This window comes from Streptomyces fragilis, assembly GCF_003112515.1.
Lineage (GTDB): Bacteria > Actinomycetota > Actinomycetes > Streptomycetales > Streptomycetaceae > Streptomyces > Streptomyces fragilis.
In genome coordinates, this window is record NZ_BEVZ01000001.1 from 394677 (window position 1) to 421249 (window position 26573).

Annotated in this window: 22 protein-coding genes and 1 pseudogene; 10 read left to right on the top strand and 13 right to left on the bottom strand. The window is 68.3% G+C overall.

Annotated features, from left to right (window positions below; all coding sequences use genetic code 11):
- Nucleotides 1-90 precede the first annotated feature (90 nt).
- Nucleotides 91-855, bottom strand: coding sequence for a hypothetical protein (locus Sfr03f_RS01740; protein WP_159105510.1), 765 nt, complete (start codon nucleotides 853-855; stop codon nucleotides 91-93).
- 438 nt (nucleotides 856-1293) lie between these two features.
- On the opposite strand from Sfr03f_RS01740, the gene Sfr03f_RS01750 reads away from it, so the two are divergent.
- The 3 genes from Sfr03f_RS01750 (at nucleotide 1294) to Sfr03f_RS01760 (ending at nucleotide 5522) form a co-directional block, all read left to right on the top strand.
- Nucleotides 1294-2502: a C40 family peptidase gene (locus tag Sfr03f_RS01750; RefSeq protein WP_108951851.1), complete on the top strand. Its 1209-nt coding sequence runs from the start codon at nucleotides 1294-1296 to the stop codon at nucleotides 2500-2502.
- A gap of 281 nt (nucleotides 2503-2783) precedes the next feature.
- The gene (locus Sfr03f_RS01755) at nucleotides 2784-4232 is read left to right on the top strand and encodes a response regulator (RefSeq protein ID WP_108951852.1); all 1449 of its coding nucleotides are present in this window, start codon (nucleotides 2784-2786) and stop codon (nucleotides 4230-4232) included.
- Nucleotides 4233-4721: 489 nt separating this feature from the next.
- Nucleotides 4722-5522 carry an endonuclease I family protein gene (locus tag Sfr03f_RS01760; protein WP_108951853.1) on the top strand — a complete coding sequence of 267 codons (801 nt, stop codon included), beginning with the start codon at nucleotides 4722-4724 and terminating at the stop codon, nucleotides 5520-5522.
- A 77-nt stretch (nucleotides 5523-5599) separates the two neighbouring features.
- Here Sfr03f_RS01760 and Sfr03f_RS01765 read toward each other — a convergent pair whose 3' ends face one another.
- From Sfr03f_RS01765 to Sfr03f_RS01780, 4 genes are all read right to left on the bottom strand, one after another.
- Nucleotides 5600-5956 carry a DUF2516 family protein gene (locus tag Sfr03f_RS01765; RefSeq protein WP_245967336.1) on the bottom strand — a complete coding sequence of 119 codons (357 nt, stop codon included), beginning with the start codon at nucleotides 5954-5956 and terminating at the stop codon, nucleotides 5600-5602.
- Between the two features lie 85 nt (nucleotides 5957-6041).
- Nucleotides 6042-7730 (bottom strand): IS200/IS605 family accessory protein TnpB-related protein, encoded by a 1689-nt coding sequence (locus Sfr03f_RS01770; RefSeq protein ID WP_435841948.1) that lies wholly within the window; start codon nucleotides 7728-7730, stop codon nucleotides 6042-6044.
- A 174-nt stretch (nucleotides 7731-7904) separates the two neighbouring features.
- Entirely contained in the window at nucleotides 7905-8546 is a 642-nt protein-coding gene (locus Sfr03f_RS01775) for a hypothetical protein (RefSeq protein WP_108951855.1), read from the bottom strand.
- A 23-nt stretch (nucleotides 8547-8569) separates the two neighbouring features.
- Complete coding sequence (locus Sfr03f_RS01780) at nucleotides 8570-9016, bottom strand: helix-turn-helix domain-containing protein (RefSeq protein WP_108951955.1); 447 nt, start codon at nucleotides 9014-9016, stop codon at nucleotides 8570-8572.
- A gap of 275 nt (nucleotides 9017-9291) precedes the next feature.
- On the opposite strand from Sfr03f_RS01780, the gene Sfr03f_RS01785 reads away from it, so the two are divergent.
- From Sfr03f_RS01785 to Sfr03f_RS01805, 6 genes and pseudogenes are all read left to right on the top strand, one after another.
- Nucleotides 9292-9990 carry an RNA polymerase sigma factor gene (locus Sfr03f_RS01785; protein ID WP_159105511.1) on the top strand — a complete coding sequence of 233 codons (699 nt, stop codon included), beginning with the start codon at nucleotides 9292-9294 and terminating at the stop codon, nucleotides 9988-9990.
- Nucleotides 9991-10585: 595 nt separating this feature from the next.
- Nucleotides 10586-11737, top strand: coding sequence for an HNH endonuclease (locus tag Sfr03f_RS01790; protein ID WP_245967337.1), 1152 nt, complete (start codon nucleotides 10586-10588; stop codon nucleotides 11735-11737).
- Nucleotides 11734-13068: an SMODS domain-containing nucleotidyltransferase gene (locus Sfr03f_RS01795; RefSeq protein WP_159105512.1), complete on the top strand. Its 1335-nt coding sequence runs from the start codon at nucleotides 11734-11736 to the stop codon at nucleotides 13066-13068. Before Sfr03f_RS01790 ends, Sfr03f_RS01795 begins: the two co-directional genes overlap by 4 nt.
- A gap of 222 nt (nucleotides 13069-13290) precedes the next feature.
- A pseudogene (locus Sfr03f_RS31010) lies at nucleotides 13291-13602 on the top strand (IS1380 family transposase); the annotation flags it as partial.
- 74 nt (nucleotides 13603-13676) lie between these two features.
- Nucleotides 13677-15173: an RNA-directed DNA polymerase gene (locus Sfr03f_RS01800; protein ID WP_108951858.1), complete on the top strand. Its 1497-nt coding sequence runs from the start codon at nucleotides 13677-13679 to the stop codon at nucleotides 15171-15173.
- An 18-nt stretch (nucleotides 15174-15191) separates the two neighbouring features.
- A complete protein-coding gene (locus Sfr03f_RS01805) occupies nucleotides 15192-15977 on the top strand; it encodes an SMODS-associated NUDIX domain-containing protein (protein WP_245967338.1) in 786 nt (261 codons plus the stop codon).
- Nucleotides 15978-16323: 346 nt separating this feature from the next.
- On the opposite strand, the gene Sfr03f_RS01810 is transcribed toward Sfr03f_RS01805, so the two are convergent.
- The 6 genes from Sfr03f_RS01810 to Sfr03f_RS01835 form a co-directional block, all read right to left on the bottom strand.
- The gene (locus Sfr03f_RS01810; protein ID WP_159105514.1) at nucleotides 16324-17622 is read right to left on the bottom strand and encodes a TniQ family protein; all 1299 of its coding nucleotides are present in this window, start codon (nucleotides 17620-17622) and stop codon (nucleotides 16324-16326) included.
- Nucleotides 17615-18874, bottom strand: a complete 1260-nt coding sequence (locus Sfr03f_RS01815) for an AAA family ATPase (protein WP_108951957.1) — start codon at nucleotides 18872-18874, stop codon at nucleotides 17615-17617. Before Sfr03f_RS01815 ends, Sfr03f_RS01810 begins: the two co-directional genes overlap by 8 nt.
- Nucleotides 18852-21104: a transposase gene (locus Sfr03f_RS01820; protein ID WP_108951958.1), complete on the bottom strand. Its 2253-nt coding sequence runs from the start codon at nucleotides 21102-21104 to the stop codon at nucleotides 18852-18854. The genes Sfr03f_RS01815 and Sfr03f_RS01820 overlap by 23 nt, the downstream gene beginning before the upstream one ends.
- Entirely contained in the window at nucleotides 21104-21859 is a 756-nt protein-coding gene (locus tag Sfr03f_RS01825) for a TnsA-like heteromeric transposase endonuclease subunit (RefSeq protein ID WP_108951860.1), read from the bottom strand. The genes Sfr03f_RS01820 and Sfr03f_RS01825 overlap by 1 nt, the downstream gene beginning before the upstream one ends.
- Nucleotides 21860-22251: 392 nt before the next feature.
- On the bottom strand, nucleotides 22252-22989 hold the full coding sequence (locus Sfr03f_RS01830) for an HAD family hydrolase (protein WP_159105515.1): 738 nt from the start codon (nucleotides 22987-22989) through the stop codon (nucleotides 22252-22254).
- Nucleotides 22989-23888: a GntR family transcriptional regulator gene (locus tag Sfr03f_RS01835; RefSeq protein WP_245967339.1), complete on the bottom strand. Its 900-nt coding sequence runs from the start codon at nucleotides 23886-23888 to the stop codon at nucleotides 22989-22991. The genes Sfr03f_RS01830 and Sfr03f_RS01835 overlap by 1 nt, the downstream gene beginning before the upstream one ends.
- A gap of 178 nt (nucleotides 23889-24066) precedes the next feature.
- Here Sfr03f_RS01835 and Sfr03f_RS01840 point away from each other — a divergent pair, with 178 nt between their 5' ends.
- On the top strand, nucleotides 24067-24258 hold the full coding sequence (locus tag Sfr03f_RS01840; RefSeq protein ID WP_108951862.1) for a hypothetical protein: 192 nt from the start codon (nucleotides 24067-24069) through the stop codon (nucleotides 24256-24258).
- A 377-nt stretch (nucleotides 24259-24635) separates the two neighbouring features.
- Here the strand turns inward: Sfr03f_RS01840 and Sfr03f_RS01845 are convergent, their stop codons facing one another.
- Nucleotides 24636-25568 carry an asparaginase gene (locus Sfr03f_RS01845; RefSeq protein WP_108951960.1) on the bottom strand — a complete coding sequence of 311 codons (933 nt, stop codon included), beginning with the start codon at nucleotides 25566-25568 and terminating at the stop codon, nucleotides 24636-24638.
- 167 nt (nucleotides 25569-25735) lie between these two features.
- The gene (locus Sfr03f_RS01850) at nucleotides 25736-26419 is read right to left on the bottom strand and encodes an RsiG family protein (protein ID WP_245967340.1); all 684 of its coding nucleotides are present in this window, start codon (nucleotides 26417-26419) and stop codon (nucleotides 25736-25738) included.
- Between the last annotated feature and the right edge of the window lie 154 nt (nucleotides 26420-26573).

Here is a 26573-nt window from a genome sequence, read left to right on the forward strand (position 1 = left end):
CGTCTCGGCGTCACCGCCGGCCCGGCCCCCACCGGCCCGCCGTCACCGCGGCCAGGGACGCGGACACGGACACGGACACGGTCACGGACGTCACTGCACCACGACGTTGTCCCCGGACGACGTCGACGGCCCGGTGGTGGTGTTGCCGTAGTACGCCCAGCGCCACGTACCCGTCCTGGAGGCCGTCACGGTCGTCCTGAGATCGCCCGAACTGTTCGCGTACACCTTCTTCACCGTGGTGTAGGAGGTGGCGCCGGAAGCCTTGAACTGCAGGCTCACCAGGCGGCCTCCGTAGGAGGCGTACTTCCTGGTCTCCCAGTTGGCCCGGGTGACCTTCCCGGTCACGGTGATCGTCTTGCCCTTGGCCACCGGTTCGGGCGAGGCGTTGACGGTCAGGCGGGAGTTGCGCTTGACGTGGACCGTCAGGCCCTCGTCGTCGGTGTCGCCGCCGTCGTCGTCCTTGAAGTACACCTCGGCCGCGACCTTCCAGGCCCCGGCCTCACGGTTGTACATGTCCCAGACGCTCGGGTCGAAGATCATCTTCTCGTCGAAGTCGCAGACGCCCGCGCTCACCTCGATGCAGTCGCTCACGTCGATGGCGTGCCACAGCTGCTCACCGTTGTCGCGGTACAGGTACACCGCCGGCCACTCCCACGCCCGCGTGGTCGCCATCCGGAAGGTCACGGGCACCGCGACCTCGTTCGACACCCCGACCACGATCGGCTTGCCGCCGTTCACCTGGACCCGCGTGAACGAGACCCCGCCCTCGGCCGCCCCGGCCGGCACCGCGGCCACGGCCGTGAACACCACCGCCGCACCGCCGACCACAGCGGCTCTCCAGCTCTGCTTCCCCACCTGATCCCCTATCTCCGTACGCCGTCGCACCGAAGGCGCGTCCTTCCAGCGTCCTACAGACGGCTGACAACCACATGGGGTTGTACACCGGCGCCCCACCAGGGGCATCGGCCGGCCTCCTGCCGCCCCCGGATCCCCCGGATCCCCCGGGAAGCGTTCTTCCGGCACTCCCTGACCGAACGTCACCCGAACGGACTCGCGCTCCGGGAACGATCGCTCCGTACGGTTCGTCACACCCCCTGAGGGAGCGTCACGCGCGGCCGCCAGGAGGGGACGGGCGGTCGCGCCCAGGGGTGGCCCGGGGCCGTACGGGGCGGCGGTCGGCACGTCCGACCGCGGTCCGCTCGGCACGACCTCTGTCGCTTTGCCCGTGCGGCATGGCAGCATCCCCCAGGAGTGTCCGATGTTACCGACGGTAAGACAGGTGGGAGGCGACCCATGGCAGCAGGCAGAGGAAGAGGCGGACGCGGCCCGAGCCGCCGCGGGCTGATCGTCACGGCCGTGGCGCTGGTCTGCGCGGTCACCGCGGTGGGCGCGCCGGGCGTGGCGGGCGTGGCGTACGCGGGCACCCACGTGCCGGCCTCCGTGAGCGCGGCCGACGACCCCGCGCCCGTTCCCGCCAGCACCGCGCAACTGGAGGCGGTCCGCGAGCAGCTCGACACCCTCTACCGCGACGCCGCCCGCGCCACCGACGCGTACAACGCGGCCGAGGAGAAGGCGAAGGAGCAGTCCCGGGAGATCGCCGGGATCACCGACCGGATCTACGACGTCCAGCAGCGGCTGGACGACCTGCACCAGCGGGCCGGAGCCGCCGCCCGCGCCCAGTACCGGGGAGCCGGGCTGCCTCCGGAGGCCCGGCTCTGGCTGAGCGACGACCCCGAGGACTTCCTCGACGGCGCCCGGCGCGTGCGGGAGGGCGAGAAGGCCGCCAAGGGCGTGCTCGCGGAACTCACCGAGTCCAAGGGCGAGCTGAAGAAGCTGGAGCGGGAAGCCTCCACGCGGTACGAGAAGCTCGAGAAGCAGCGCAAGGCCAAGGACAAGGCCCGCGAGAAGATCGAGAAGCAGGTGAAGCAGGCGGAGGAGCTCGAATCACGCCTGGAGAAGGAGGAGCGGGAGCGGCTCGCCGAGCTGGAGGCCGAGGCCGCCCGCCGGTCCCAGGCCGCCTGGGTGGGCTCCGGCGTCCTCGCCGGCCTCGACGACGCCACCTCCGACTCCGCCCGCCGCGCCATCGCCTACGCCTCCGAGCAGCTGGGCAAGCCGTACGTGTGGGGCGCCGAGGGCCCCGACTCCTTCGACTGCTCGGGCCTGACCTCCCAGGCGTGGGCCGCGGCCGGGTACGGCATCCCGCGGACCTCGCAGGAGCAGTGGCGGCGGCTGCACCGGGTGCCCGTGCAGCAGATGCGCCCCGGCGATCTGATCATCTACAACAGCGACGCCACCCACGTGGCCATGTACCTGGGCGACGGCCTGATGATCCACGCCCCGCGCCCCGGCCGTTCGGTGACCGTGGCCGGCGCGGGCACCATGCCGATCCTGGGCGTGGTGCGCCCCGACCCGAAGCAGCCGAGCACCGCGGCCGCACAGGCCGGCGGCCGGAAGGGCGACAGCGGGAAGGGCGAGGGACAGAAGGACGGAAAGAAGGACTGACACACCGGAACACCCCCTTCCGGTGCGGGAGTAGGCGGAGTGACGCATTCCACCTCCCCCGCCCTCCGGCCGGCCTCGGCGCGTGACGTTCGTCATCCCCGCCGAGGCCGCCGTCTCGTCCGAAAGCGCTCCTGAACGCGGCATTTGACGCTGCCGGACGCACCCTCCCGAGGGCGTTGCGGCATTCCGTTGTGCCCTTGTGAGCCGCTAAGGTCCCCACTCGGCGGGCGTCGAACCCTCTCGGCCCCGCCGCTCCGGGGGGAGGGAAGGAAACCGAACCCATGTCGATGCACATACCGCGGCCCCGGGCGGTCCCGCCCGCGGAGAGCGATCCGGCGTCGGACCCCGGCGCCCGGGCGTACGGCGCCCCCGCCGAGGAGGGCCCGCGCGCTCCGGGGCCGGCCGGCGCCGCGTCCGTCGCGGCATCGGCGAACCCGTCGGCGGACGACCCGCACCGCACCGCCCCGAACCACGAGGAGCACACCTCGCCGGACAATCCCGCGTCCAGCGCCCCGGCGGCCGAGAAGGCCCCCACCCCGGCGCAGCTGACGCTGCTGCTGATCGAGGCCGACCCGGGCGGCTCCGCCGTCGTGACCGAGCTCCTCGGCTCCGACGGCAGGCCCGTGCGGGTCCGCACCGCCCGCAACCTCACCGAGGCGGAGCGGCTCCTGACCGACGACGTGAACTGCATCCTGCTCGACCTCGACCTCCCCGCCCCCGGCCGGACCGCCCCGTCGCAGGACGGCGCGGCCGAGGACGAGCTGGCCGTGCTCAAGCACGTGCTGCGGATCGCGCCCCGGCACGCGGTGCTGGCGCTCACCAGCTCGGGTGACGCCGAGCGGCGCGGACCCGAGGCGGTCCGCGTCGGCGCCCAGGACTACCTGGTGCGCGACGAGCTGGACGGGCGGCTGCTGCGCCGCGCGATCCGTTACGCGGTGGAGCGCAAGCGCTCCGACACGGCGGAGCGGCGGCTGACCGAGTCCCGGCTGCGGGCCCAGGAGAACGCCCGCCTGGAGCGCGGGCTGCTGCCCACGCCCATCCTGGACGGCTCCCTGCTGCGGTTCGCGGCCCGCTACCGGCCGGGCCGCTCGCGCGCCCTGCTGGGCGGCGACTTCTACGACACGGTGCGCACCCCGGACGGGGCGGTGCACGTGATGATCGGCGACGTGGCCGGCCACGGCCCCGACGAGGCGGCGCTCGGCGTGGAGCTGCGCATCGCCTGGCGCGCCCTGACACTGGCCGGGCTGAGCGGTGACGACCTGCTCGCCACGCTGCAGAAGGTGCTGGAGCACGAGCGGCACAGCGAGGAGACCTTCGCGACCCTCTGCCAGGTGGACATCGCGCCGGACGGGCGCAGCGCGGGGGTGTGCCTGGCGGGTCACCCGCCGCCGCTGATCGCCCGTCCGGGCGAGGGCGCCCACCTGCTGCCCTACGAGGAGAACGGCCCGGCGCTGGGGCTGCTGACGGACGCGCGCTGGCCGCGCACCGAGATGTGGCTGGGCGACGCGTGGAGCCTGATGCTCTACACGGACGGCCTGATCGAGGGCCGGGACGGCGGCGGCCAGGGCGAGCGGCTGGGCGAGGACGGCATGGCGGACCTGGTCCGTCACCACCTGGCGGCCGGCCTGAGCGGCGAGGTCCTGCTGCGCGAGACGCTGTCGGAGGTCCGTTCGCTCAACGGCGGCGAGCTCACCGACGACGTGGCCGTCCTGCTCCTCGAGCGGGGCTAGGCCCTGTCCGGCGGATCACGCACCGGGGTCGCGGGGCCTGGCCGAATCCGCGGTCGCGACGCCGGGAAGCGCTCCTGAGCCGACCCGGTCGCGGACCCTGGGTCACAAGTGTCCTGGGCCGTCCGCCGCGGTGCTCCGTGGCCGGGTCACGCCCTCCGGCCAGGTGGACGTCCGGATCTCCGTGACCGAAGGCGCGGAGGCGGACGGCGGCCTCGGCCTGCCGGAGCCTTCGCCCGTCTTCGCCCGCCGACCACGCCGCAGCGTGAGCCGGGCGTCACCCGTCGGCGTTCCGACGGCGCCCGGTCCGCGGCCGGCCCGGCCACGGCGGGCCCGGCCACGGCGGGCCCGCGCCGCACTCTGCCCGGCCCCGCCCCTCACGGCGGGTGCGCAGTCCGTCACCCGATCGCCACCTGACCGACACCCAAGCGCCCCATGTTCATGCCAAGGTGCTCGAGGTTCCTCCGTCAACACGCGTAGATCGGACTCCGCATGCTCGCGATACGCATCCGCGCCCGTCACCGCAGAGCGCTGGCCCTCACCGTCGTCGCCCTCCTCGCCGGCCCCTCACTGGCCGCGGCGCCGGCCACGGCGACCACCACGGACTACGACGCGACGTACTACAAGGCGGCGATCGGGAAGTCCGGGACGAGCCTCAAGTCCTCACTGCACACGATCACCCGCAGCCAGACCAAGATCTCCTACTCGGCCGTGTGGGACGCGCTGAAGGTCACCGACCAGGACCCGTCGAACAGCGCCAACGTCATCCTGCTGTACTCGGGCGCGTCCCGCAGCAAGTCGCTCAACGGCGGCGACACCGGCGACTGGAACCGGGAGCACGTCTGGGCCAAGTCCCACGGGGACTTCGGCACGGCCACCGGTCCCGGCACCGACCTGCACCACCTGCGCCCCGAGGACGTCCAGGTCAACAGCATCCGGGGCAACAAGGACTTCGACGACGGCGGCAGCACCGTCTCGGGCGGCGGCGGCAGCCTCACCGACTCCGACTCCTTCGAACCGCGCGACGCCGTCAAGGGCGACGTGGCCCGCATGATCTTCTACATGGCGGTCCGCTACGAAGGGGACGACGGCTGGGCCGACCTGGAGGTCAACAGCAGCGTGAACAACGGCAGCGCCCCGTACATGGGCAAGCTCGCCGTCCTCAAGGCGTGGAACGACGAGGACCCGCCGGACGCCTTCGAGGAGCGCCGCAACCAGGTCATCTACGACACCTACCAGCACAACCGCAACCCGTTCGTCGACCACCCCGAGTGGGTCGAGGCGATCTGGTAGGGCCGCGCAGGGGTGCCCCCTCCGGCGCCGGCTCGACGCCGGAGGGCTGAGCGCCTCGCGGCAGGACGCCCGGAGCCTCAGCGGCCGCCGTTGTACGGGCCGTAGGGGCCGTCGCTGCTGGAGCCGCCCCGGGTGCGGTTGCGCCCGCCGCCCGGGAGGTTCCGCAGGGCGGGACGCACGTCGACCATGTACACGATCGTCGCGATCAGACCGATGATCGGCAGGAACGACAGGATCGGGAAGATCAGGTTCACCACGAAGGCGAGCCCCAGGATGATCAGCCAGAACGGCTTGGTCTTCTTGTCGGCGGCCCGGTAGCCGTCCTCGCGGCGGATCGCCGCGTCCACCAGCGCGAAACCGCTGAACACGATCAGCGCCAGGTTCAGCAGATACAGCAGGTTGCTGAAGCCCTGCATCAGCACAACGTCCACCACCAGTCTCAGGTCGCCCGGGCCCGGGAGCGGGTCCTGGGGGAGGTCCTGTCAGCCACGGTACTCGTCTCCCGCCCGTGGACCGTTCTTAAAGACTGAGTGGGAGCGAGCCCTGGGCCCAGGGCTCGTGCTCAGTCGCGTGTCCCGAACGGTGTTGGGCACGCTGGTCGCCCGCTTTCGCCTCTGTGTCTGGCGGGACGAATCGTGTCCGTTGTCCAGGGATCGAGGGGCGGGTTTCCTCACGCCCTCGTGCACTCGGTGTGGCCTGGGCGGCTCGATGTCCGTATCCATCACTCTGGTGGATACGGGGCGTTGCCGTCCGACGCCGGACCGGGTGTCCGAGGGCGCGTCGTCCGATGGCGATGGCCGCGGCGTCGTGCCGGGTCATCTCGCGATTCGCTGTGGTGAGGGGTTTCTGCCAGTGCTGGGCGCCCCATTGTGAGGTGTAGGCGGGGTCGACGGCGACGATGGTGAGGCGGTGTTCGGCGGCCATGTTCACGATCCGCGCCTTCAGCCGACCGGTCGGGATGCCGGAGACCGTCTGCCGGAAGCGTTTGCGGCGTCCGTGTTTCTCGCGGGTGGTGCTGTCGGAGAAGTGGAGGTCCTCGATCGCCACCGCCCCCACACCCGACCGCACCGCCCAGTGCATCAGGCGGGTCAGAGCGTGCCGCAACTGCGCGTCCCGGTGGGACGCTGGTCCGGTGAGGTCGTAGTCGAACCGGCGCGGCTCACCGACCGGGTTGCCGTGCGCGTCCAGGCGATAGGCCGCGAGGTGGTCGGCGTTCATGTCGACACCGATTACCCCGTGGGCGCGTGCCGTCTCCAGGGGTACGGTCTGGACGGCGGGGCGTTTCCAGGATGCGGTGAGGTACCAGCGGTCCCGGACCGGATCGTGGCGAATCTCGTAGGCGACGGCACGGTTGCTTGAGACACGGTCGGCCCACTCCTCACCCCGATGCCGGAACTCGACCCGGCCGGTGAGGACGTACCGGCCGTGCGGGGCGTTGGCCAGGTGCTCCAGCGGCCTGGGCAGTTTGACGCTCACCTCGCCGTCCGGGGTGACGCGGATGGTCTCGTTGCCGAACCGTTTGCCCGACTCACCGTCCGCCGAGAAAAACGCCCGCGCCGCCTCCCACCGCACCCGCCACCCGTATTCGGTGAGTCCGGCCTCCTCCAGATGATGGCGGGTCGTGGCCAGGCGTTTACCGCCCCGCACCACACGGACCCGGCCCGTCTCCCAGTCCGCCGCCACCTGCGTGTGCCGGGCCTCCAGCACTCGCAGCCGCTGCGCCTTGGCCCGCCACTCCCGCGCGGACTGGTAACCACCCGGAGCCCGCTTGCTGCCCTTGGCGCCGAGGGGCTGGGCCAGGCGGTGGCGGATGACCTTCATGGTGGTCTCGAGCCGGTGGAGGTGGGCGGCCTGGGCGCGGCGCGCGAGGGCGTACTGGTCGTGGGTGGACTTGGTGATCGCACCCGCCCACCGGGACGAACACGCCGCCGTCAACGCCTGCTTGCGCACCGCCCACGACCGGTTGTTCCGCTCAAACCCCGCCTGCGCGTACACCCGCAGATCACGCGAGGCCAGCGAACCCAGATGACCACCGACCAGCCGCAGCACCTCCACGTCCTGGCCATTGAGGTCCTTCAGCCGGGTCCGGATCGCGCACCCGGTGCCCTCCCGCACCACGAACGGCGCACGCAACGGCTGGGATGCCGCCACAGCCGACGACACGCCACGCACCCCGCGACCGCCCTCAACCGCCCCAACCAGTCCCATGCACCGGAAACGACACACACTCGCACACGGTTACGCGCACCCGAATAGGTTCACGAGCCAACAGTTCCGAACCCCTACGGCTGTCCGTGGACCCTTACCCGGCGGGCGGGCCGGGCACCCCGGGGGCGCCCGGCCCTGCCGCGCACGGCCGGCTGCGACGGCCGTGCGGGTCGCTCACTCGGCGGGCGGCGTGGCCTTCTTCGCCGTGCGGCGGGCCGGGGCCTTCCTGGCCGGGGCCGCCTTCTTCGCGGTGGCCTCGGCAGCGGGCTCCGTGGCCGCCGCCCCGTCCTTCGCCTCCGCCGGCTCGTCCGGCGCGGCGGGCGGCTGCGCCACCGGGGTCTCGGCGGGCGCCGGCTTCGAGGCCCGCGGCTCGACCGCCGCGGCGGCGTCGACGATGCCGTCCGCCGCCTCGCCGCGCCAGACGCGGACCGCCTGCTCGCCGTGCTCGGCGACCCGCTCGTAGGTCTCGCGGGCCTTGACCGCGTACTCCAGCGCCCGGCCCACGCCGCGCAGCGCCAGGCCCTGCGCGGTCTCGCCGAGCTTCTTCAGGTCGGGCTCGAGGCCGGACACGACCTCGGAGACCTTGGTCTGGACGACCGTGGTGGTCTCCTTGACCCGGGCCACGGCCTTCTCCTTCACGGCCTCGGGGTCGGCGGCCTTGACCGCCTCGATCCGGGCCGGGGCCTCCGCCCGGATCTGCTCGACCAGGGCGGGCACCTTCCGCGCCTGCTGCAGGGCCAGGTCGGCGGTGCCGGCGGCGAAGTAGAGGGGCGTCGGGTCGCTGAGGGTCTTGCGCAGGTCGTCGGTGATGGCCATGACGATGGTCCTTCCCGGATCGCTTACTTCTCGAAGTCTGGTGGTGCGGGGGGCGTGCCCTCGCCGTCGGCCGGACGAGGTCCGCCCGCGGCCGCCTCGTCCGCGCCGTTCTCGTGGCGGAACGCGTCGTAGATCTGGATCAGCGCCTGCTTCTGCCGTTCGGTGAGGGCGGGGTCGGCGAAGATGACGGCCCGGGTGTCCGGACCGTGCGTCCCGTCGTCCGCAGTGCCGCTGCCCCGTTCGGCGTCGAGAATGCCCGCCCGGACGTAGAGGGTCTCGGCGGAGATCCGCAGCGCCTTGGCGACCTGCTGGAGCACTTCGGCGCTGGGCTTGCGCAGGCCTCGCTCGATCTGGCTCAGGTAGGGGTTCGACACCCCTGCGGCGTCGGCCAGTTGGCGCAACGACAGCTGCGCGTTGCGCCGCTGCTCGCGCAGGTACTCCCCGAGACCACCGACGTTGAGCGATGCCATGACCACACCGTGCCACCTGGCGCTAACTTTTGCAAGCGCCCCGCTAACAGGCCCGCGCGCACGGTTCGCGGACCGGCCTGTGACTTCACCCGATAGGTGTCACCTTCCAGGGATTCTTGTCACCAGTCCCCGCGTACGGCCGGTCATCCTCGGGACTGGGCGTCCGCTTGAGCAGAAGCCGACAGATCTCGTTGTCGCCCAAAGACCGCTCGTCGCGCACGAGCATGGTGATGGGCCGTACGACCGAGGTCGGCCCCCGCTCCGAGGGGAAGCGCGTGAACGAGGATCAGATGCCGGACTGCCTGGGCTGCTCCGACGAACCGAGCCGCCAGGCCGTCGTGTTCCCGACCGGTCCGGCCGATGACGCCCGCGCAGACTCGCCCACCGGCCTGTACGCCGATCGAGCACGGTGGTGCCAGCCCTGCTGGGTCTACCAGGGCCCGTTCGACCGGTTCCACCTCCTGTACAGCCGACGCCTGCGTAGGTACATCGGCGGAACGCTGCGTCACCTGCCGTTCGAGCAACGCGAGAGGGCCGTGGACGAGGTCGCGGCGGAGACCATGGCCGTCCTGTGGGAGAAGCGCGAGAAGCTGAAGAAGCCCGAGCGTGCCATGTACCAGGTGGCCAAGAGGACGGCCTGGAGGCGTTACCCCCTGGAACGGAAGGAGACTCCCGCCGACTTGGCGGAGATCGAGGAGGCCACGGAGGATCCGATCGACGCGCTGGTCGACCGGATCCTTCTGGAGGAGGAACTGGCCAAGCTCCCGGAGAAGGAACGTCGGTACCTGTACGAGCACAAGGCACTCGGTGAGACCGCCCAGAGCGTGGCGGACGACTACGGCGTTGCCAAGGGGACAGTCACCCAGAGCACCCGGCGTGGGCTGGAGAAGATGCGGCCGGCCTTCGAGTACATCCGCTTCCTCACGATCCTCGCCGAGGTCGTCCGGGTGATCAGTCACTGGTTGTTCGAGTGACCCGGCGAGCCGCCCTCCCCGTACGCAGTGATGGCCAGCACACGCCGGGTCGGGTGCATGCTGGCCATCACGTCGCTGGTGGCGGGTCAGCGCTGCCTGCGGGCCTGGGTGACGATCCGTTTCCAGGTGCTGAGGCCTCCGCCGTGACGCTCGGCGAGGACGGCGGCGGTCTCCCCGCTTCCGGCCGGGCTCGGCGGCCAGGGCGACCCGAGGGTCCGGCGCCGGCGGGCGGCTGGCCACTCCGGCCCGCGGGCCGGAGTCGGCGTACTCCCACAGTTGGCACCGGGTGAGGTACTCGCGCGCCCAGCCGCTCTCCAGCTCCTCGGTTCGCACGTGGGCGGGCCAGTCGCGGTGGGTTTCGCGGTAGTGGCGATCGCGCTGATGTCGATCCCGAGCAGCCTGGCCTGGTCCGCCGGGGGGAGCTCCTCGTCGGGGTTGCCGCTGACTCGCACCCGGCCCGCTCGACAGCTCGGCCCGGGTGGCGTACAGCCGTCCGTCGATGAGTGATCACACTGACGGCCCCCGACTGTCAGTGGCGCGTGCTTCTCTGTAAGCACTTCCATCTTCGATGGGAAGATGCGCGAGAAGAGGGCGTATGGCCATCTCCGACACAGAACGTTTGAAAGCTTGGGTCCGCGCCGGGGGGCGCTGTGAGTTCTGCGGCAACTACCTGCTCGAAGGCAAGCTCACGTACAAGGGCTTCACCCTCGGGGAACTAGCCCACATCGTGGGCCGAGACGTAGCACCTGGCTCTCCGCGAGGCATGGACCCGCTCCCAGAAGACAAGCGGGACCTCGCTGACAACCTGATGCTTCTGTGTCGAGGTGAGCACAATGAGATCGACCGCAGGGGGTCACTCGACCTCATGACGGTGGAGCGCTTGCGGGCGATCAAGCGCGAGCGTGAGGCTTGGATCCGGCGCATGACTGGTCTCAGTCCTCAGAATGGAACCGCGGTGATCCGGTTGATCGGACCGGTACGTGGCTACGAGGTTGAGCTGACCAAGCCGACGGCCGCCGAAGCGGTGATCCGCTCAGAGGAGCGGTTCCCGGACTTTCCATTGAGCCTGCACGGTGACGGCTTCGAAATCGACCTCCGTAACGTGATCGGAGAGGAGGAGGGCGAGCCAGCCTACTGGGAGCAATGCAAGCGGCAGATCGATCGAATCCTTGAGCATCGGCTCGCTGAGGCACTGCGCGAGGACGCCGTACACCACGTCAGCGCCTTCGGATTCGCGCGTCTGCCATTGCTCGTCTACTTCGGCTCTCGCCTCGACGACACCTTTGCCGTGACCATCTATCAACGTCACCGCAGCACAGAGGCATGGAACTGGCCCGACAACCCGGCGCCTGGCACCAGCTTCACCACCACTCCACCGCAGAACCTCCCACAGGGCGCCAAGGAGGGGGTCCTGGTCCTCAACGTCTCCGGGTCCATCCAAGCAGACGAACTTCCCGAACGTCTAAAGGAACTACCGCGCTGGGTAATCAACCCTGCTGGCAAGGTGCCCTCAGTTGATGTAATCGACTCCCTCGAAACGCTGAGCGAATTCACAAACTCGCTGCGCTCGATGCTCTCCTCCTTGGAAGCCCAGCACAAGCACATACAGACCCTGCACGTTCTGGCCGCAGCTCCGGTTTCGGCAGCCGTAGCTTTGGGACGAGTCCATGACGCTCATGTGCACCCGAAGATGGCCATCTACGACCGGACTGACGGACGCTACACAGTCGCGCTGGAGATCTCATGAAACTACTGGCCTACTTCAGTGCATTCCTTGCAGACACTGTGAACCTCAACCAGACACGTCTCGACCAACTCAACGACCGTGTGAACGCGATTACATCGACCCTGAAGTCCGACAGCCAGATCGGCGACCTCTACAAGACGCACATCCCGCAGGGGTCTTGGGCTCACCGCACCATCATCAAGCCATTCAACAATCACGAGTTTGACGCAGACTTTCTCCTTCACATGGATGAGGTGGAGGACTGGAAGCCCAAAGACTACTTGCGGGAGGTCCGGGCTGCGTTCAAGCGGTCCACCAACTACAAGTCGAAGATCACCAAGAAGAACCGGTGCTGCCGCATCGTCTACGCGGGCGATTGCCACGTCGACGTGGTGCCCTACATCACTCTGTCGGACGGCCGCGAAGTCATCGTCAACTATGCCGAGAATGAATTCGAGGATACCAACCCTCAAGGATTCACCGACTGGATGAAAGAGAAGGACAGTCTGGCCAACGGACAGCTGCGTCGCGTCATCAGACTGCTGAAGTACATCCGAGATTTCAAGCAGACCTTCAGCGTACCTTCTGTCATTCTCACGACTCTGCTCGGCGAACGCATCCAAGCCTGGCACGAAGCTACGCGCTACAGCGACACTCCCACAGCTCTCAAGACGATTCTGGCCGACCTGAGCGCTTGGCTAGACCAGTACCCGCTTATGCCGCCCCTCACCGACCCGAGTTGCCCCGAGACGACGTTCAATCATCGCTGGAACCAGGAACAATACGAGAACTTCCGTAAGAAGATCAACCTGTATAGCTCATGGGTGACCGAGGCCTATGACGAGGAAGATAAAGCGCTGAGTCTTGCAGCGTGGCAGCGTGTCTTCGGTAACTCGTTCCAACAACCCAGCTCGGCACAGAAGTCCCTGACAGCATCTGCGAGCATTCAACCAACTCGCGAGACCCGTGCCCCACATGAGCAGTACATCGAAGAGTTTGGTTTCAGCTGGCGAGGAGGATACAAGGTACGGATCAACGCCCAGGTGCTCCCAAAGAGCGGATTTCGTCACGGTCCCCTGCGTCGCCTCCGACGAGTGAGCGTCCTTCAGAGTCTGCGCTTCACCATCACAACCGACGTACCGGAACCGTACGACCTCTATTGGAAGGTCAGGAACCGCGGCCCCGAAGCCGCCGCGCTTGATCAACTCCGAGGCGAGATCATTTTCGATGAGGACCGAAGCAGAACCCGCAAGGAGTCGACTTCTTGGAAAGGCCAACATTATGTGGAGGTCTACATCGTCAAGAACGGTCGGGTCCTAGCCACCGATCACCACGACGTCGTCATCAGCTGAGCTAAGAATCGGGATGGGCAACTCGGCCAGTTCCGGCTATCTACTTGCCTAACGACTAACGAACTCTGGAAGATCACCCTGACCAGACGCCCGCAGCGCCGCTCTTCCCGACTGCGGCGGTTCTGCGCTGCGGCTGGGGCCGGGGACACCCCTTGCCGTCCTGCGTGGCCTCGTTGATGTCGCTGATGGGCTTGGCGCCGACGTGGGAGTCTCGAATCGTGCGAGGCCCTGCAGGCCATCCGATCGCCTCGGGCCGAAGTCCGTGCTCGCGCCTGGTCGTTGGCCGGCAAAAACGCCCCCGACGCCGAAGGCCACGTCGTAGTCGATCTCAACGGCGTCTCTATGACAGCTCACTCCGACAAGGAGGAAGCGGCCGCGACCTGGGATAACACCTGCGCGCATCACTCGCTGATGGCCTTCCTCGGCCATGGACCGAGCTGTACCCGGTGAGCCCCTCGCCGCCCTCCTCATGCCCGAAACCCGGGCTTCAACACGACAGCCGACCACGTCGCTACCGCCCAACTCGCCCTGGCCTAACTGCCGAAGCACTGCCAGCGAGGTCGGTCAAAGCAAGCAACTGCGCTCATCCCGCGAGCGCACGTAGGCTGATGGCTGTGAGAGGAAACGAGACCCGCAGTCGCTTCGTGAACCGAGCCGCTGGCAGGCTATGGAGTGGCCAAGGGCGCCTTGATCTTCCCGACGTAATTAACTTTCGAGACCTGCAGCCCTTTTGGAGCGAATATCGTTCCGAAATTCTCGATTTCCTCGATCAACACGACTACACGCCAGCTTCCATAAGCCTAGTTGAGCATCCGAAGAATTACTTGGCAACTCGACCATTGGCCCGACTTTCAGTCCAGGATCGACTCATTTACGAGGCCCTGGCATTTGAAGCTTCCGAGTTTATCGATCCCCTGCTCTCGAAAGCAGTCTATAACCATCGTTCCAAAAAATTAGCGGTCCATTCCTCCTGGGACTGGAAAGCTATGCGAACTGAGGCTCGGCGAGTTCTTTCTCACAACAAAGAGCTCGTAATGGCACAGACCGACATAGCGTCTTTCTATGAACACATAGATATCGGGGCGCTGCTCATGGATCTGACATCAGCAGGGGTCCCCAGCTCCGTTGCAACGAAAATACACAGCTTCTTGGAAGGATTTGAGAGCCAATGTCACACTTGGGGACTCCCCCAGGGATCCGCCGCATCGGGGATACTTGCGAATGCCTATCTACTCCCGATTGACAACTTTATTCAGCAGTTCAACATAGATTTCCTTCGGTACTCTGACGATATCTACCTCTTTGATGTCAATGAGGAGCGCCTACGCTCGATACTGCAGCACGTAAATCGAGCGCTAAGAGCGCGCAGACTGAACATGTCAGCCACCAAGACGCGAATCTATGCGCGGAGCGAGGCTGAATCACATCTCGACGACAGTCGCAGCGACGGAATCCTGTACGACCTTACCCTACGCAAGCCAGATGCGATAAAGCAGTTGCGTCTATTTTTCAGAGATGCTATTGCCGAAAGCCCGGCAAATGAGCGTAACATCAAGCTATCACTCCCCTACCTAGGCAAAAGAAGTGATGATTTCGCTTTCACCTGGGCCGTGGGCAACCTGAAGGAATGGCATCACATTTCGCCGCGCATCCTACGCTACATGGAAAGCGTGAAAGGCAAAGAAGATGAACTTAAGCAACTCCTAGAGGGCCTACTGGAGAGCGTTCCGACCGTTGACTACCCATTGCTAGAGCGCAACATATTTGAGACCTCGATGCGTTGCGGAATCCGCTCTCCAGTGTTGCTTTCGTGGGCGTGGAGAATAGTTAGAGATAGAAACCGAACTAGCTACCCGCGCGAGTTCGCCGCACGATATATAGGCCTTCTGGGCGCCTCCAACGACGGACAGCTTCTGAAAATGGAGTACGAGGGCGAGTACGATATTGACGTAAGAAGAGCCCTTCTTGTGGCCATGCATGAGGCCGACTACATGCCTAGAGGGCTCCTGAAACGGCTGAGCAGTCATCCAACCATGCTGAAATGGACTGCTCGATACCTATCGCGCCTGCAGCACCCGTCAACGATTCCACTCCCTAAGTTCTAGATTGGACTTCTGACGCCAATGAGCAGACTTCTCGTTTACGCCGTGCTCTTCATGGCTTCCCTTGCCGCGACTTTTTCATACAACGGGAAAGCGGTAGGAAGCATCGCTAGCGGAGCGGTAATCAGCTTGATAATTCCGCTTCTGGACAGCATAGTGGCAAACCGTCTGAATTTGCGCCATCTCTGGTACTCGGTACGGTACGGAAATCAAGATGTGAGAATCTCGGCAGCCTACCTATTCAGAATCAAGATCGATGGTAAATATCTGCTGATCAAAGGCCGACGTTTCTCTCAGCTACAACCAGTCGGAGGTGTCTATAAGGTTTCAGAATCCGGCAAGCATTTTTTGGTGTCCATTGGTGCACAGGATGACTCTTTGATCCCTATAGACACCGCCAGCAGCGACGACTTGCGGGTGCGATTTAAAGGCTCAAAGATTCCCAGATTTTATTCGTGGTTTGATTCCCGAGCGGGTCGCGAAGACTCACCTTGGAGAGAGTTCCACGAGGAACTAATCGGTCCAGGGATCTTGCCAGCCGAGGTTTTCCCATTTACTTTTCAGGACTATGTGAGGCGTGACGTAGCGAAGATTAGATTTAGCGAACATGCACAATCATGGGAAATATTGATCGCAGATATCTACGAACTGCTTCCTACTGCAGATCAAGAAATCCACTTGCGTCGTCTAATAGAGACACCGCACGCCGACATTGCTTGGGTTTCCGCGGACTCTATTCGCCGACGTGGTGTCCTCCCTGACGGCACAACACTTCCGGTCGCTGCGCACTCTCAAAAATTACTCTAACCCAGCATTTCACTTGCGATGGCGCCCAGATTCTGAGCAGAAGGCGAAAGCACCTTCTGTGGCTCGGATGATCAGGCTTATCTAGCCTCGGCATACTGGGCTCCGAAGGACAGGGTGTGAATACTCTGGACTCCTCGCATGCGGAGGGAGCTCATGTGCCGGCCCCGGGGCCGGTAAGCGCGCTCACGCCAGCACAGCCTGTGCCCTGCAGATCGCAGAATCCGTTAAGCGTTGAGGCTTTTCCGTCACACGCAAACAGGCACTGGTGGCCACCGAGAACCCCCTTACGGTGTCAAAGAACGGCGAACTTAATGAGCCAGGGCCCGGCTCAGCCCCGCAGCGCTGGCTACCCAGAAGAGTCGCGTCCGGTAGCTCGGGTGGCGGTTCCCGCAGAGACGCCTTGGATAACGTCGCTCCGCGTTCTCGACTTTCCCCGGGGGCTGTAGGCGAGGACGACTCGGAGAGGAATCGAGGCGCCGCGAGGGCTGCGGAGGGTGTAACTGAGCGGCTGGTGGATGCGCTTGGCTTCGTCCGCGAGGGGGACGAGGAAGTGTGCTGCGGCTTCTTCGTCTGGTGTGCAGAGGAAGCGGTCTGCGATTTCAAGGACGGCGCCGGTGGCGATGGGATCGTCCGGCGGGTCGGTGTATGCGGTTGACCGCAGGTTCTTCCGTGGCTGGGCACCGCGACGATGGAACAGCTCGTGGCGCCGTTCGGCCTCGGTATCGATGATTCGCGCCAGTTCAGGGGTGGCCGCGTGGGGCCGGGCTTCGGGCCAAGTCATGAAGATCAGGGCGACGACGCCGCGGAGGTCTTGAAAGTACTGTGCCGTGGGGGTCAGCCAGCCGATGCTGCTGACCTGCTCGGGGCCGTGCGCGGACAGGAACGATAGGTACTTCTTCTGCAGTGTGAAGAGGACGTCGCGTGATTGGTGGTCCCGGGGCATCGGCTCCTTACTCCTGGGAGCTTGGGTGAGGTCGGCTCCGCAGGCTGGTCTCACTGCCCGGGGATTCCCCGGCTTCGGGGTCGCTCTGCATCGGACAGGATGCAGGTCGCTGTCTCGCGGCCGGGCAATCAGGTCGTTGCTGTGGCGATTCTGGGCCAGTTCGCCGCAGAGGTGGCAGTAGCGGCGGAGGAAGCGTTCGTGGTGCGGGCAGGAGAAGACCGGCGGAAGCCTCCAGAGCCTGCGCCAGGCACCGCCGTGACGCTGCTGGATCTCCGAACCGTCTCCGACGAGACAGTCGGGGCAGTACTGGGTCCGCGTGGTCAGGAGCCAGGGGTTGTTGTATTGCAGGCGACTGGTGCCGGAACTGCTCCGGCCGCGAAAATCGGAGCTCAAGGGGCCGTAGCGGGTTCCGAGCGAGGCCAGCAGCAGGCCAGCTGTCTCCTGGCGGGAGAGACGGGTGGCGTGGCAGAAAGCGTCAAGGTCGGCTTCGCCGAGACTGATCGCGCAGGAGATCGGGATGCGGATGAGGGTCGTCCTGTCCTTCCGGCTGCTGGGGATCCCCATGCGGAGGATCAGCGGTCCCGGTCCGACGCCCAGCCGGTGCGAAAGCCGCAGCACATAGCCGGGCAGTGACTCGTCCTCCAGCGGGTCCAGGCTCCTGGGCAGCGACCGCAAGGAGGACAGGCTGGGCGGCTCAGCCACCGGCCGCGCTTCCACCGCGGTCGTCGTAAACGGTGTTACGTCCCTTCCTGCGGGGCTTCCGGGCAGGGACGGGAACATCTGTGGGAACTTCGGGAATCTCCGCGGCTGTTGGGTCACGGTCGGTGAGATTGCCCAGGTTGATCGGGATCGCTGACAGCAGTTCCAGGGTCAGCTCCTCGGCCCCGGACTCGATCGCCTCGGTGCATCCGTCCTCGATCAGCCGTTTGAGGAGTCCGACGATGCCGCGGGTGCGGCGGAACAGGTACTCCGGCATCCCGCCTTCGGTGAGCATCCCCGGCCGGGCCCGGAACAGCCTCAACCTGTCTTCGATGCCAGCCAGGTGCTGGATGAACGCGGTCATGCCCGCAGCGGTGTCGTAGTCGAACGGATCAAGATCGACCAGGTCGAAACGCCGCTCAGTCTGCGTGGCAGCCGACGGGTTGTAACTCTTCCCCGGCTTAGCCGGCGGGAAGACCCACTGCCCCGTGCGAGGATCGGGATAGCCGCTCCTCAGCAGCCCCGAACGGGGGATGTCGACACCGATCAGCACCAGGGTGACGTTGAGGTCCATCAGCTCCCGGACGAGATCGAGAGTGTCCTGGTCGTCCTCACGGTGGAGCCTGAGCCTGGTGATGTCATCCAGCAGCAAGGCCGTTGTGCGATGGTCCCGCAACGAGTCCCGCACTGCGCGGATCATGCCGTTCAGCGTCTTCGGCAGCGGCGCCCCGTAGAAGTCCAGAACGGCCGCGCACAACCCCTTCGGTGTCGCCCGCACCGGAGTGCGGCAGTAGGCGACGGGGACGAACAGGTCCCGGGTGCCCGGGACCGGACCGGGCAGCAACTGCCGGTGAAGATCCCGCCACAGCATCTCGAACGTGGCCGCGGCATCGCAGGCCGTTTCCGTCTTGCCCAGGTAACCGCCGCCGCTGACCATCAGCCCGTCGCGAGTGCCCGGCTCGAAGTTGAGCGCGTTGTTCCGCATCCGCCCCCGCATCAGCTTGGTGACCTTCGCGCTCATCGGGGTCTCCAGCAGCCCCATGTTCACGTGCGTCGCGGTCCGGTGCAGGTCATGCAGAGCACGGCGTCTCGGGCTCATCGCCGCGAACTCCTCCGCGGTGAGCCGCGGTGCCGGAATGAAGGTGCTCCGACGTTCCTGCCACTGCCGCCAGCCCTCGACCCTGGTGCGGTCAGGCGGCGGGCCAGCCCGCAGAAAGGGGACGATGCCATTTTCACCCCACGCCTGGTCCGCCATGCCCATCCTCTTCCTCGTCTTCCTCGGGCAGGAGGAAAAGATCACGCTGCCGGTAGGCCTCACCCAGCGGAGGCGGCGGCGTCGGCCTTTCCTGGACTGCCTGCTCACGGCGGTGCCGCCGGTGGCTGTCAATGCTGTCCGCGGCCTGACGCGTCCTGTCCTGCCAGCGCAAGGGAGTGACCACCCCATCCCCGACGGCAATCATGGCGGGTTCACTCTGCGGCCGGTCAGCCCGCGAAGCGGCGGCCTGGACGACCTCACGGGAGTGCTCAGTCCGCGCCGATTTCGGGAGCCGGGTCGGCCACTGACTCACCGGGACGCGAGAGCCGAGCAACTCCAGAAGGACCGGCAGAAGTTCATCGTCTGTGCGGGGCCTGAGCCCGCAAGCTTGGGCCTCCTTGAGGAGTTCGCGTACGCGTGCGTCACCGAAGGCGGGGGCCTGCCCATCAGGCGGCAGCCCGGTCCAGGCAAGGGGGTGCCAGTCGTGGGTGAGCGGGTCCTGGAAGAACACGCTGCGGCGGTCTCGGGGATCCCTGCGGATGACCCACTGGCCCTTGTGGTGTCCGCCGCGGGTCGAATGCTGGCCCCGGTAAGGGTCCAGGGCCGGAGCGTCATACCAAAGTCCGCGGATCTTCACTCCGCGCCGAGCATCGATCTTGCGGACGTGGTGGACGGGCAGCAGTTCGTAAAACAGTTCCGCCGAGGGGATCTCCATGGCGAATCCGGCCTGGGCGAACGAGGCGGCGAACAGTGAGTTGGGGCTGTGGTCGCCGCCAGGGTCCCAGCTGGGCGCGTACTGGCCCAGCCGGCGCCGTTGCCAGACTGCAACGATCCAGGTGGCGATCACGTGCTCCATCTCGTCGATGGTCAGCACCGCGTCACCTTCCGGGTCGGCGCCGCGGTCGCCGGGGTCGATGCCGGTGTAGCCGGGCAGCTGCTCGAACAGCAGCGACCTGATCGCGCCGAAGGCCCGCTCGCAGGCGGACTTGTCCGTGGGCCGCAGAACGCGGCTGGGAAGGATGTTGCAGCCGAGCACCCGCTGGGCGTCGACCAGGTGGTGGTTGCGATAGACAGACCCGTGGTCGGTGGTCACGGTCTCCGGCGCGAAGAACGGCAGGCCGGCGACCTTATGCCCGGCGAACTCGGCAACCACCGTGGCGGGCAGGCCGGGATAGGGCCACTCCAGTTCCTCACCCCAGTCTGCCCGCATCGGCAGGGGCAGCATCACGTCCCGCAGCAGCATCGCGACGTCCACCGACTGGTCGGAGACCAGGGTGAGACGGAAGGCGCAAAGGGAGTGCGTGTGCACGTCCATCGCGAGCGTGAGGTGGCATTTCACCGGATCGCCGAACACGCTCTCGCGGACCATCACCGGCAGCACCGTGGTGTCCAGCGCGACCACCTGGCCGGGCCGGTGGACCAGCACGTGCCCGTTCTTCGAGGGCAGTTCAGCCGAGCGCGCGTAGCGCTGGCGGGAGCCTCCCGGTCCGAACCACTCGCGCCAGACCACCCAGAGCGTCTGGTAGCTGGGGACGGTGACGTCCCGGTCGGGGAAGGTCTCGCGTACGTACTGGTGGATCATGCGTTCGCGGGTCCGCATCGTCACCTTCGACCGGTGCAGGGTCTCCGCACGGACCGCGAAGATCGCCTCACGGATCTCCTCCGTGATGCTGGGGTGGCCGCCGCTCTCGCGCAGCCACCGCTCGTCCGCGCATCCCACCAGACCCGATTCTCGCCGTCGGCGGTCCCAGCGGATCAGCGTGCGGTAGCCGACCCTGTCCAGGCCCAGCAGCTTCGCCTGCTGGCGGTCCATAGCGGCCAGTTCGGCGACCTTCGCCAAGCGGCGGGCGGTCAGCGTGGTCGTGGCCGGGTCGTACTCCGGTTTCGGCTCGCCCGGCGCGGGGCGCAGCGGGTCACCGCTGCGGTAGCCGGTCTCCACCTCCAGCAGGTGGGCCAGGCGGCAAGCGGCCAACTCCCGCCGTCTGGGCTCCAGATCCTGCACGGTCTTCGGCTGCCGGCCCCGGCCGGAGCCCTGGGCTGTGGTCCGGGACGAGGGACGGCAGTTGGGATGGTTGGCCAGGAAGCGGAAGGTCACCGGCTGCCGGGTGCCGTCGTCACCGACCAGGTGGACCCGCCCGAGCTCTGGCTCGCGGCGCTCGACCGTCCAGTGCCTGCCGTCCAGCACCAGGGCCGCCCCCGGCGACAGGTCCAGGACGGCCGCCGTCCCCATCACGCCCACCCGGCGGGGTCGATCACCGTGGACCGGTTGCCGAAGGGCCGGTTCAGGTCCGTGCCGAGGCGCCGGTGCCAAAGCAGGTGCAGAAGCTGGGCACGGGCCAGAGGCGGAAAGGGGGTGGCGTCAACGAGTTCGCCGAACGTGCCGCCCTCACGGGCCGCCGCCACGAGCACCGGTCGTAGTCCCAGCGGGTCGGACAGCGGCCGGCGTTGGGAGGAGAAGACATCGACCGCAGCGGTAACATGATCCCTCCAGCCCGCCACGACGGTGTAGTGCCAGCCGCAGGCCAGCGCGACCTCGGCGGTCGCGGCGAACGCTTCCAGGTCCTTTGGCGCGATCAGTGCCCGTGGCCGTACGTCGATCAGCCAGATGCCGGTCCGCGTCACCGCTAGGAAGTCCGGGATGTGTCCCCTGCGGTCGGTCGCGGTGTCGAACCGCAGCCGCAGAGGCTGCGACAACACGTCGACGAGGCCGCCCGCGAAGTCGAGGACCAGAAGCAGTCGTGCCTCCTCCAGGCTCTCGGCCCCATGATGACGGCCGGTACTGACGAGGAACTGAAGGCTGGGGCGGTGTCGTTGGGCCCGGCGCCAGGAGAACCAGCGCATTGGAGTGCCGTCCGCGAGAGGCGTGTGGGCCAGGTCCCGCACGGTGCACGACACCTCGTCGCCCGCTGTCCGCCAGGTCACCGTCCAGCGGCGCGTCCACTCCGGCCCGAGGCCGAGGCTGTCCCTGCCCAGCGCCACGGACACCGGGACAAGCAGGTCCTCCCACCAGCAGCTCTGTGACCACAGCCCACCGACCCGAGCCTCAGCCGGGGACGCTGGCTGTACGAGGGAACGTGCTCCGTCCACGGCACCACTCGACCACCGTCGAGAGCGGCAAGCAGAGTGATCTCCGGATCTGGTGACAACTCGGCCGAGAAACAACCGGAAGTGACAACTACCGCATGAATCTGGTGGCAGGAAGCACTGGAATCACGAGAGAACACGTCAGGTCAAAGGACCTCCCCGGTGACACCTAACGCTGGAAGTCACACGGCCGCGGAGGCGGCCGCCGGGCGTATCGGTGCGACAGGCCGGTGATGTGACGCACCACCAGGACCGTCAGGGCCGTCAGGGCCGTCAGGGCCGTCCCCCGCAGGTCACGGTCGGCCGTGGTCCGCCCTCGCGGGGACCGGGCAGGCCTGCAGCGCGTCGAGCACGAACTTCAGCGAGCCGACCAGGTGCAGGGCGCCCGCATCGAGCAGCGAGGCCTCCCCGGACGCGCTCCGCGCGTGGCCGAGGAAGGCGACACCGGCCGCGCGGGCGGCCTCGAGGTGGGCGGGGGTCTCGCCGACGAACAGGGCCTCCCCCCGCTCCGCCCCCAGCGAGGCGAGCGCCCCGGCCAGCGTGTAGCGGAACTCCTCGCGGCGCCCGGTCCCCCGCCCGCACACGCGGGGCAGCGCGTCCGTCAGTCCACGCCCGGCCACGTAGCGGCTTCCCGCCTCCGCGTCGTGGCGGGTCACCACCGCCGTGCGCACGCCCAGCGCGGCCCAGGTGCGCACCAGCGGGTCGGCCCACGGCGTGGGCGACGCCTTCGGCACGGCGCGGAGCTCGGCCGCGGTGAGGCGTGCGCGCAAGGCGGTCGCGACCGCCTCGTCCGGGCCCTCGGCCACGGCCGCGAGGACCGCGTAGGGGTCTCGGCCGGTCCGGACGGCCGCCGGGAGCGTCCCGCCCGCCCCGGAGCGGTCGAGCCAGGCGATCAGGTCGTCGGCGAGCAGCCGTTCCTCGTCGCCGCCGGGGGCGAAGAGCCGGCACAGGGGGCCGTCGAGGGCGAGCAGGACGACGCGGGCACGGGAGACGAGGCGGTCCGCCTCGGCGGTCATCACATGAGGGGCCATCAGGACAGTGTCAGGTCCGTGGTGATGGTTGCCCAGAGGGCGTCGAACCACTTCTGCGACTGCTCCACGAACGCCGCGTCCCGTGAGGCCCCGGCACGCTCGAAGGAGAACAGGAGGGACTCCGCGCTCATCCCGTCGAACACCTCGACCGCCTCGCTCTCCCCGACCGTCTCCTCCCGCCGGGTGATCATGTAGTAGGCCATCAGCGCCTCGGAGCCGTTGAGCAGGTAGAGCTTCATCGGCGGGGTGAACGGCAGCGCCCGGAAGGTGACCCGGACGTCCACGCCGTGCGAGTGGCGCAGCATCCGCAGGTTGTGGCGCAGGACGTGGCCCTGGGCGTTGCGCTGCGCCAGCCACCACTCGTGGACCGGGTCGGGCGGCTCGACGTCGCCGTCGGCCCGCCTGCGGCGCCCCTCGACCGGGACCGGGAAGGCGAGGTTGATGTTCCGGGACGGGACCAGGATCCGCACGTCGATGGACTCCGGCCGGACCCGGCCCTCGTGGACCATCCGCAGCGGCTCGGCGAGCGCCAGCATCAGCGTCTCGGCGGTCAGGCAGACCGCGTCGATCCGCACCGCGGGCTCCTGGAAGGCCTGCACCAGCCGGGGCGCGAGGCCGACCATGGCCGGGCGCGGCTCGCCCGAGGCCGGCCTGCGCTCGGCGATCCTCGGCGGGCTCCCCTTGCTGACGTTGGTGAGCAGGCCGAGCTCCTGCAACGTGCGCAGGGCCTGACGCACCGCGCCGCGCTCCACGCCGAACTCCTCGGCGAGCTCCGCCTGGGTGGGCAGCCTGTCGCCCGCCCTCAGCTCACCGGCCTGGATCCGGTCGCGCAGCACCTCGGCGATCTCGTGGGACGAGAGTCTCCTGTTGCCAGTCACCGCCACGCTCTCCTGACTCACGACCGAACGGTACAACTTCCGTACAGATTACGGAGGTTGGTTTCGCGAACCACCAACTGGACATAACTCCAACCAACTTGGACACTTGGCAGAGTTGGACCGAGTTGGCCCCACTTCCATCGCCGGGAGCGAACCACAGACCGCACCGCCCACGAGACCGAGACCCCCTGGAGGCACCGTGCCCGCCCTTGCCGCCCTCGCCGCCGCCGTCGCCGTCGTCATGGTCGAGCGGTACGTCGAGATGAGGTACGGCACGGCCGGTCTCGTCGGCCTGCTGCTCCTCACCGTCGGCCGCAAGGCCAACAGCCCGACGTGCAGCTCCGCGGGCGCGGTGGTGCTCGCCGTGACCGTCACCTCGCCGGCGGTCTGACTCGGCAAGCGTACAACTTCGCGCCATTTCCGGGGAGTTCACGCAAAGGTGGTTACCCCGACGGGCGAGATGGATACAACTGGAAGTGAGTTGGTCGCCAACTCCTCCAACCTGGCTCGGGAGCCGGGTGGTTGGCGGCAGAGCCGGATCGCGGCAGCGTTCCTCTCCGGAGGGGAGCCGGGAGCGCACTCCCACAACTGAAGAGCACGCTACGGATGCACCACCCCAGCACAGTCCCGTCCACCACCGGCCGGCGAGCGCCGGGCAGGAAGGAGGTCCGACCAGGGCAGTTCACGGCAGGGTGCCCGCCCTACCGGGCGGGGCCCCTGCGGCCCCCCACGAGGGGCCGCACCCCCGCACCACCGGTCGGCCCAGGCTCAGAAGACCGCGCGCACGGAGCCGACCTCCCGGCCGCCGCCCAGCAGCGGCGCACGGCCGATGCGCTCCAGCACGGGGGCGTCGACCCCCGCCAGGCGCAGCGCCCGCGCCAGCACCGGGCCGAGCGCGCGCGTCGCGCCGTCCTCCACCTTGAACGCCAGCGCCCGCCCGTCCGGCAGCGCCACGGCCTGCACCGCCTCGGCGCCCATCTTCGACAGGACTCCCGGCACCTCGCGCATCAGCCAGGTGTCCGGACGACGCGTTCCGGCCACGTACTCCGGGTACGCCCGCATCGCGTCCGCCACCCGGCGCTCCGCGCTGCCCGGCTCCGCCAGGACGTAGGCGCGGAAGGCCCGGGCCAGGCCGGTGAGGCCGATCGCCATCAGGGGCGCGCCGCAGCCGTCGGTGCCCACCGCGGCCACCGGCTCCCCCGCCGCCTCCTCGACCGCCGCGTGCACGAGCCGCTGCAGCGGGTGCCCCGGGTCGAGGTAGTCCTCCAGCGACCATCCGTTGAGGGCGGAGGCGGCCAGCATGGCGGTGTGCTTGCCGGAGCAGTTCATGGCGACCCGCTCCCGGACGCCGCCGGCGGCCAGGTACGCCTCCGCCTCGACCGGGTCCAGCGGCAGGTCGACGGGGCAGCCCAGCTGCTCCTCGCTCAGCCGGAACTCGGCCAGCATCTCGCGCACCAGCTCGCGGTGAAACGTTTCCCCGCTGTGGCTGGCCGCCGCCAGGGCCAGCCGCTCGCCCTTCAGCGCCAGTCCGGCCCGCAGGATCGCGGCAGCCTGCATCGGCTTGTTCGACGACCGGGGGAAGACGGCCACACCCGGATCGCCGAGCGCGAACTCCACCGACCCGTCCGGCGCCAGCAGCACCAGGTGCCCGCGGTGCCGCCCCTCCACGAAGCCCGAGCGCACCACCTCGGCCAGCGGCACCGGCTCGACGGCGGGAGCGGCCGGCGCCGCGGCGGCGGCCCGGCCGGCGGGGTCCGCCGGATCGACCCGGTCGGCCCGGTCGGCGGCCGGGGCGGGGCGGTCGTCGGCGAGGACGCGGGTCGGCTCGGAGGTCGGCTCGGACACGGTGCGGTGCCTTTCGGGAGGGTTCAGAGCAGCAGGTCGTCCACCTGTGCTTCTCCCTCACGGTACCTGCGCGCCAGCTCGGCCCCGCACGCGTCGGCGGTGCGCTGCAGCTCCTGGCGGCGCAGCGACACCCCGCGCTCGTGCCGCACCAGACGGGCGAGGGCCACCCGCAGCTCCACGTCGGTCCGGGCGGCCAGGTCGGAGAGGCCGACCTCGTCCAGCATCCCGGCCGCCTCCCGCCGGTACTCCTCGCTCCGCGGGGCGGAGAAGGTGACGTGCCGGGCCGACGAGGGGTGGCGGGCGGGGGCGTCCCGGAGGATCTCCGGCAGCCGCTCCATGACCGGCCCCAGCTCGGCCGCGGGCCCCTGCCCGGGGCCGGCCGGGCCCCTGCGGCCCAGCTCGGCGCGGAGGATGTCGATCCGGCCCTGCAGCAGCCGCCGCAGGTAGCTGAGGTCCGCCTCGTCGGCCTGCGCACGGCGCCGCAGCGCGCGGATCTCGGCCATCGGCAGCCCGGCGACCGGCACGGCCGCCACCGGCGTCCTGGCCGCCCCGCAGACCGTCCCCTGCGGGGCCACGGCCCCGGAGGCCGCCGCCATGTCGTGCGCGGGCGTCCGCTGCGCGAAGGCGCGCCCCGCCACCGCCTGCCCGTCCCGCTCGGCCGCCCGTCCGCCGATGTGCGTTCCCGGTGTCCTCATCTGCTCCAGCATCTCCTTGGTCGCCCGCGACCGGCGTGTGGACCTGCATCGTGCCACCCCAAGTGGCCGCAATGTGCGCGAGTGTCCATGATCGTCCCCTGTTGGGGGGCGTGCGAACCTCCTGGGGTCAGGCGGAACAGCCGTTCGGCGACACGGCATGATGGGG

Bases quoted from the DNA above. Each gene is read 5' to 3' on its own strand.
- Sfr03f_RS01800 (WP_108951858.1), top strand. From the start codon at position 13,677: ATGGCTGTGAGAGGAAACGAGACCCGCAGTCGCTTCGTGAACCGAGCC.
- Sfr03f_RS01830 (WP_159105515.1), bottom strand. From the start codon at position 22,989: ATGGCCCCTCATGTGATGACCGCCGAGGCGGACCGCCTCGTCTCCCGT.
- Sfr03f_RS01820 (WP_108951958.1), bottom strand. From the start codon at position 21,104: ATGGGGACGGCGGCCGTCCTGGACCTGTCGCCGGGGGCGGCCCTGGTG.
- Sfr03f_RS01815 (WP_108951957.1), bottom strand. From the start codon at position 18,874: ATGGCGGACCAGGCGTGGGGTGAAAATGGCATCGTCCCCTTTCTGCGG.
- Sfr03f_RS01760 (WP_108951853.1), top strand. From the start codon at position 4,722: ATGCTCGCGATACGCATCCGCGCCCGTCACCGCAGAGCGCTGGCCCTC.
- Sfr03f_RS01795 (WP_159105512.1), top strand. From the start codon at position 11,734: ATGAAACTACTGGCCTACTTCAGTGCATTCCTTGCAGACACTGTGAAC.
- Sfr03f_RS01775 (WP_108951855.1), bottom strand. From the start codon at position 8,546: ATGGCCATCACCGACGACCTGCGCAAGACCCTCAGCGACCCGACGCCC.
- Sfr03f_RS01755 (WP_108951852.1), top strand. From the start codon at position 2,784: ATGTCGATGCACATACCGCGGCCCCGGGCGGTCCCGCCCGCGGAGAGC.
- Sfr03f_RS01805 (WP_245967338.1), top strand. From the start codon at position 15,192: ATGAGCAGACTTCTCGTTTACGCCGTGCTCTTCATGGCTTCCCTTGCC.
- Sfr03f_RS01780 (WP_108951955.1), bottom strand. From the start codon at position 9,016: ATGGCATCGCTCAACGTCGGTGGTCTCGGGGAGTACCTGCGCGAGCAG.
- Sfr03f_RS01790 (WP_245967337.1), top strand. From the start codon at position 10,586: ATGGCCATCTCCGACACAGAACGTTTGAAAGCTTGGGTCCGCGCCGGG.
- Sfr03f_RS01750 (WP_108951851.1), top strand. From the start codon at position 1,294: ATGGCAGCAGGCAGAGGAAGAGGCGGACGCGGCCCGAGCCGCCGCGGG.
- Sfr03f_RS01770 (WP_435841948.1), bottom strand. From the start codon at position 7,730: ATGGGACTGGTTGGGGCGGTTGAGGGCGGTCGCGGGGTGCGTGGCGTG.
- Sfr03f_RS01850 (WP_245967340.1), bottom strand. From the start codon at position 26,419: ATGCTGGAGCAGATGAGGACACCGGGAACGCACATCGGCGGACGGGCG.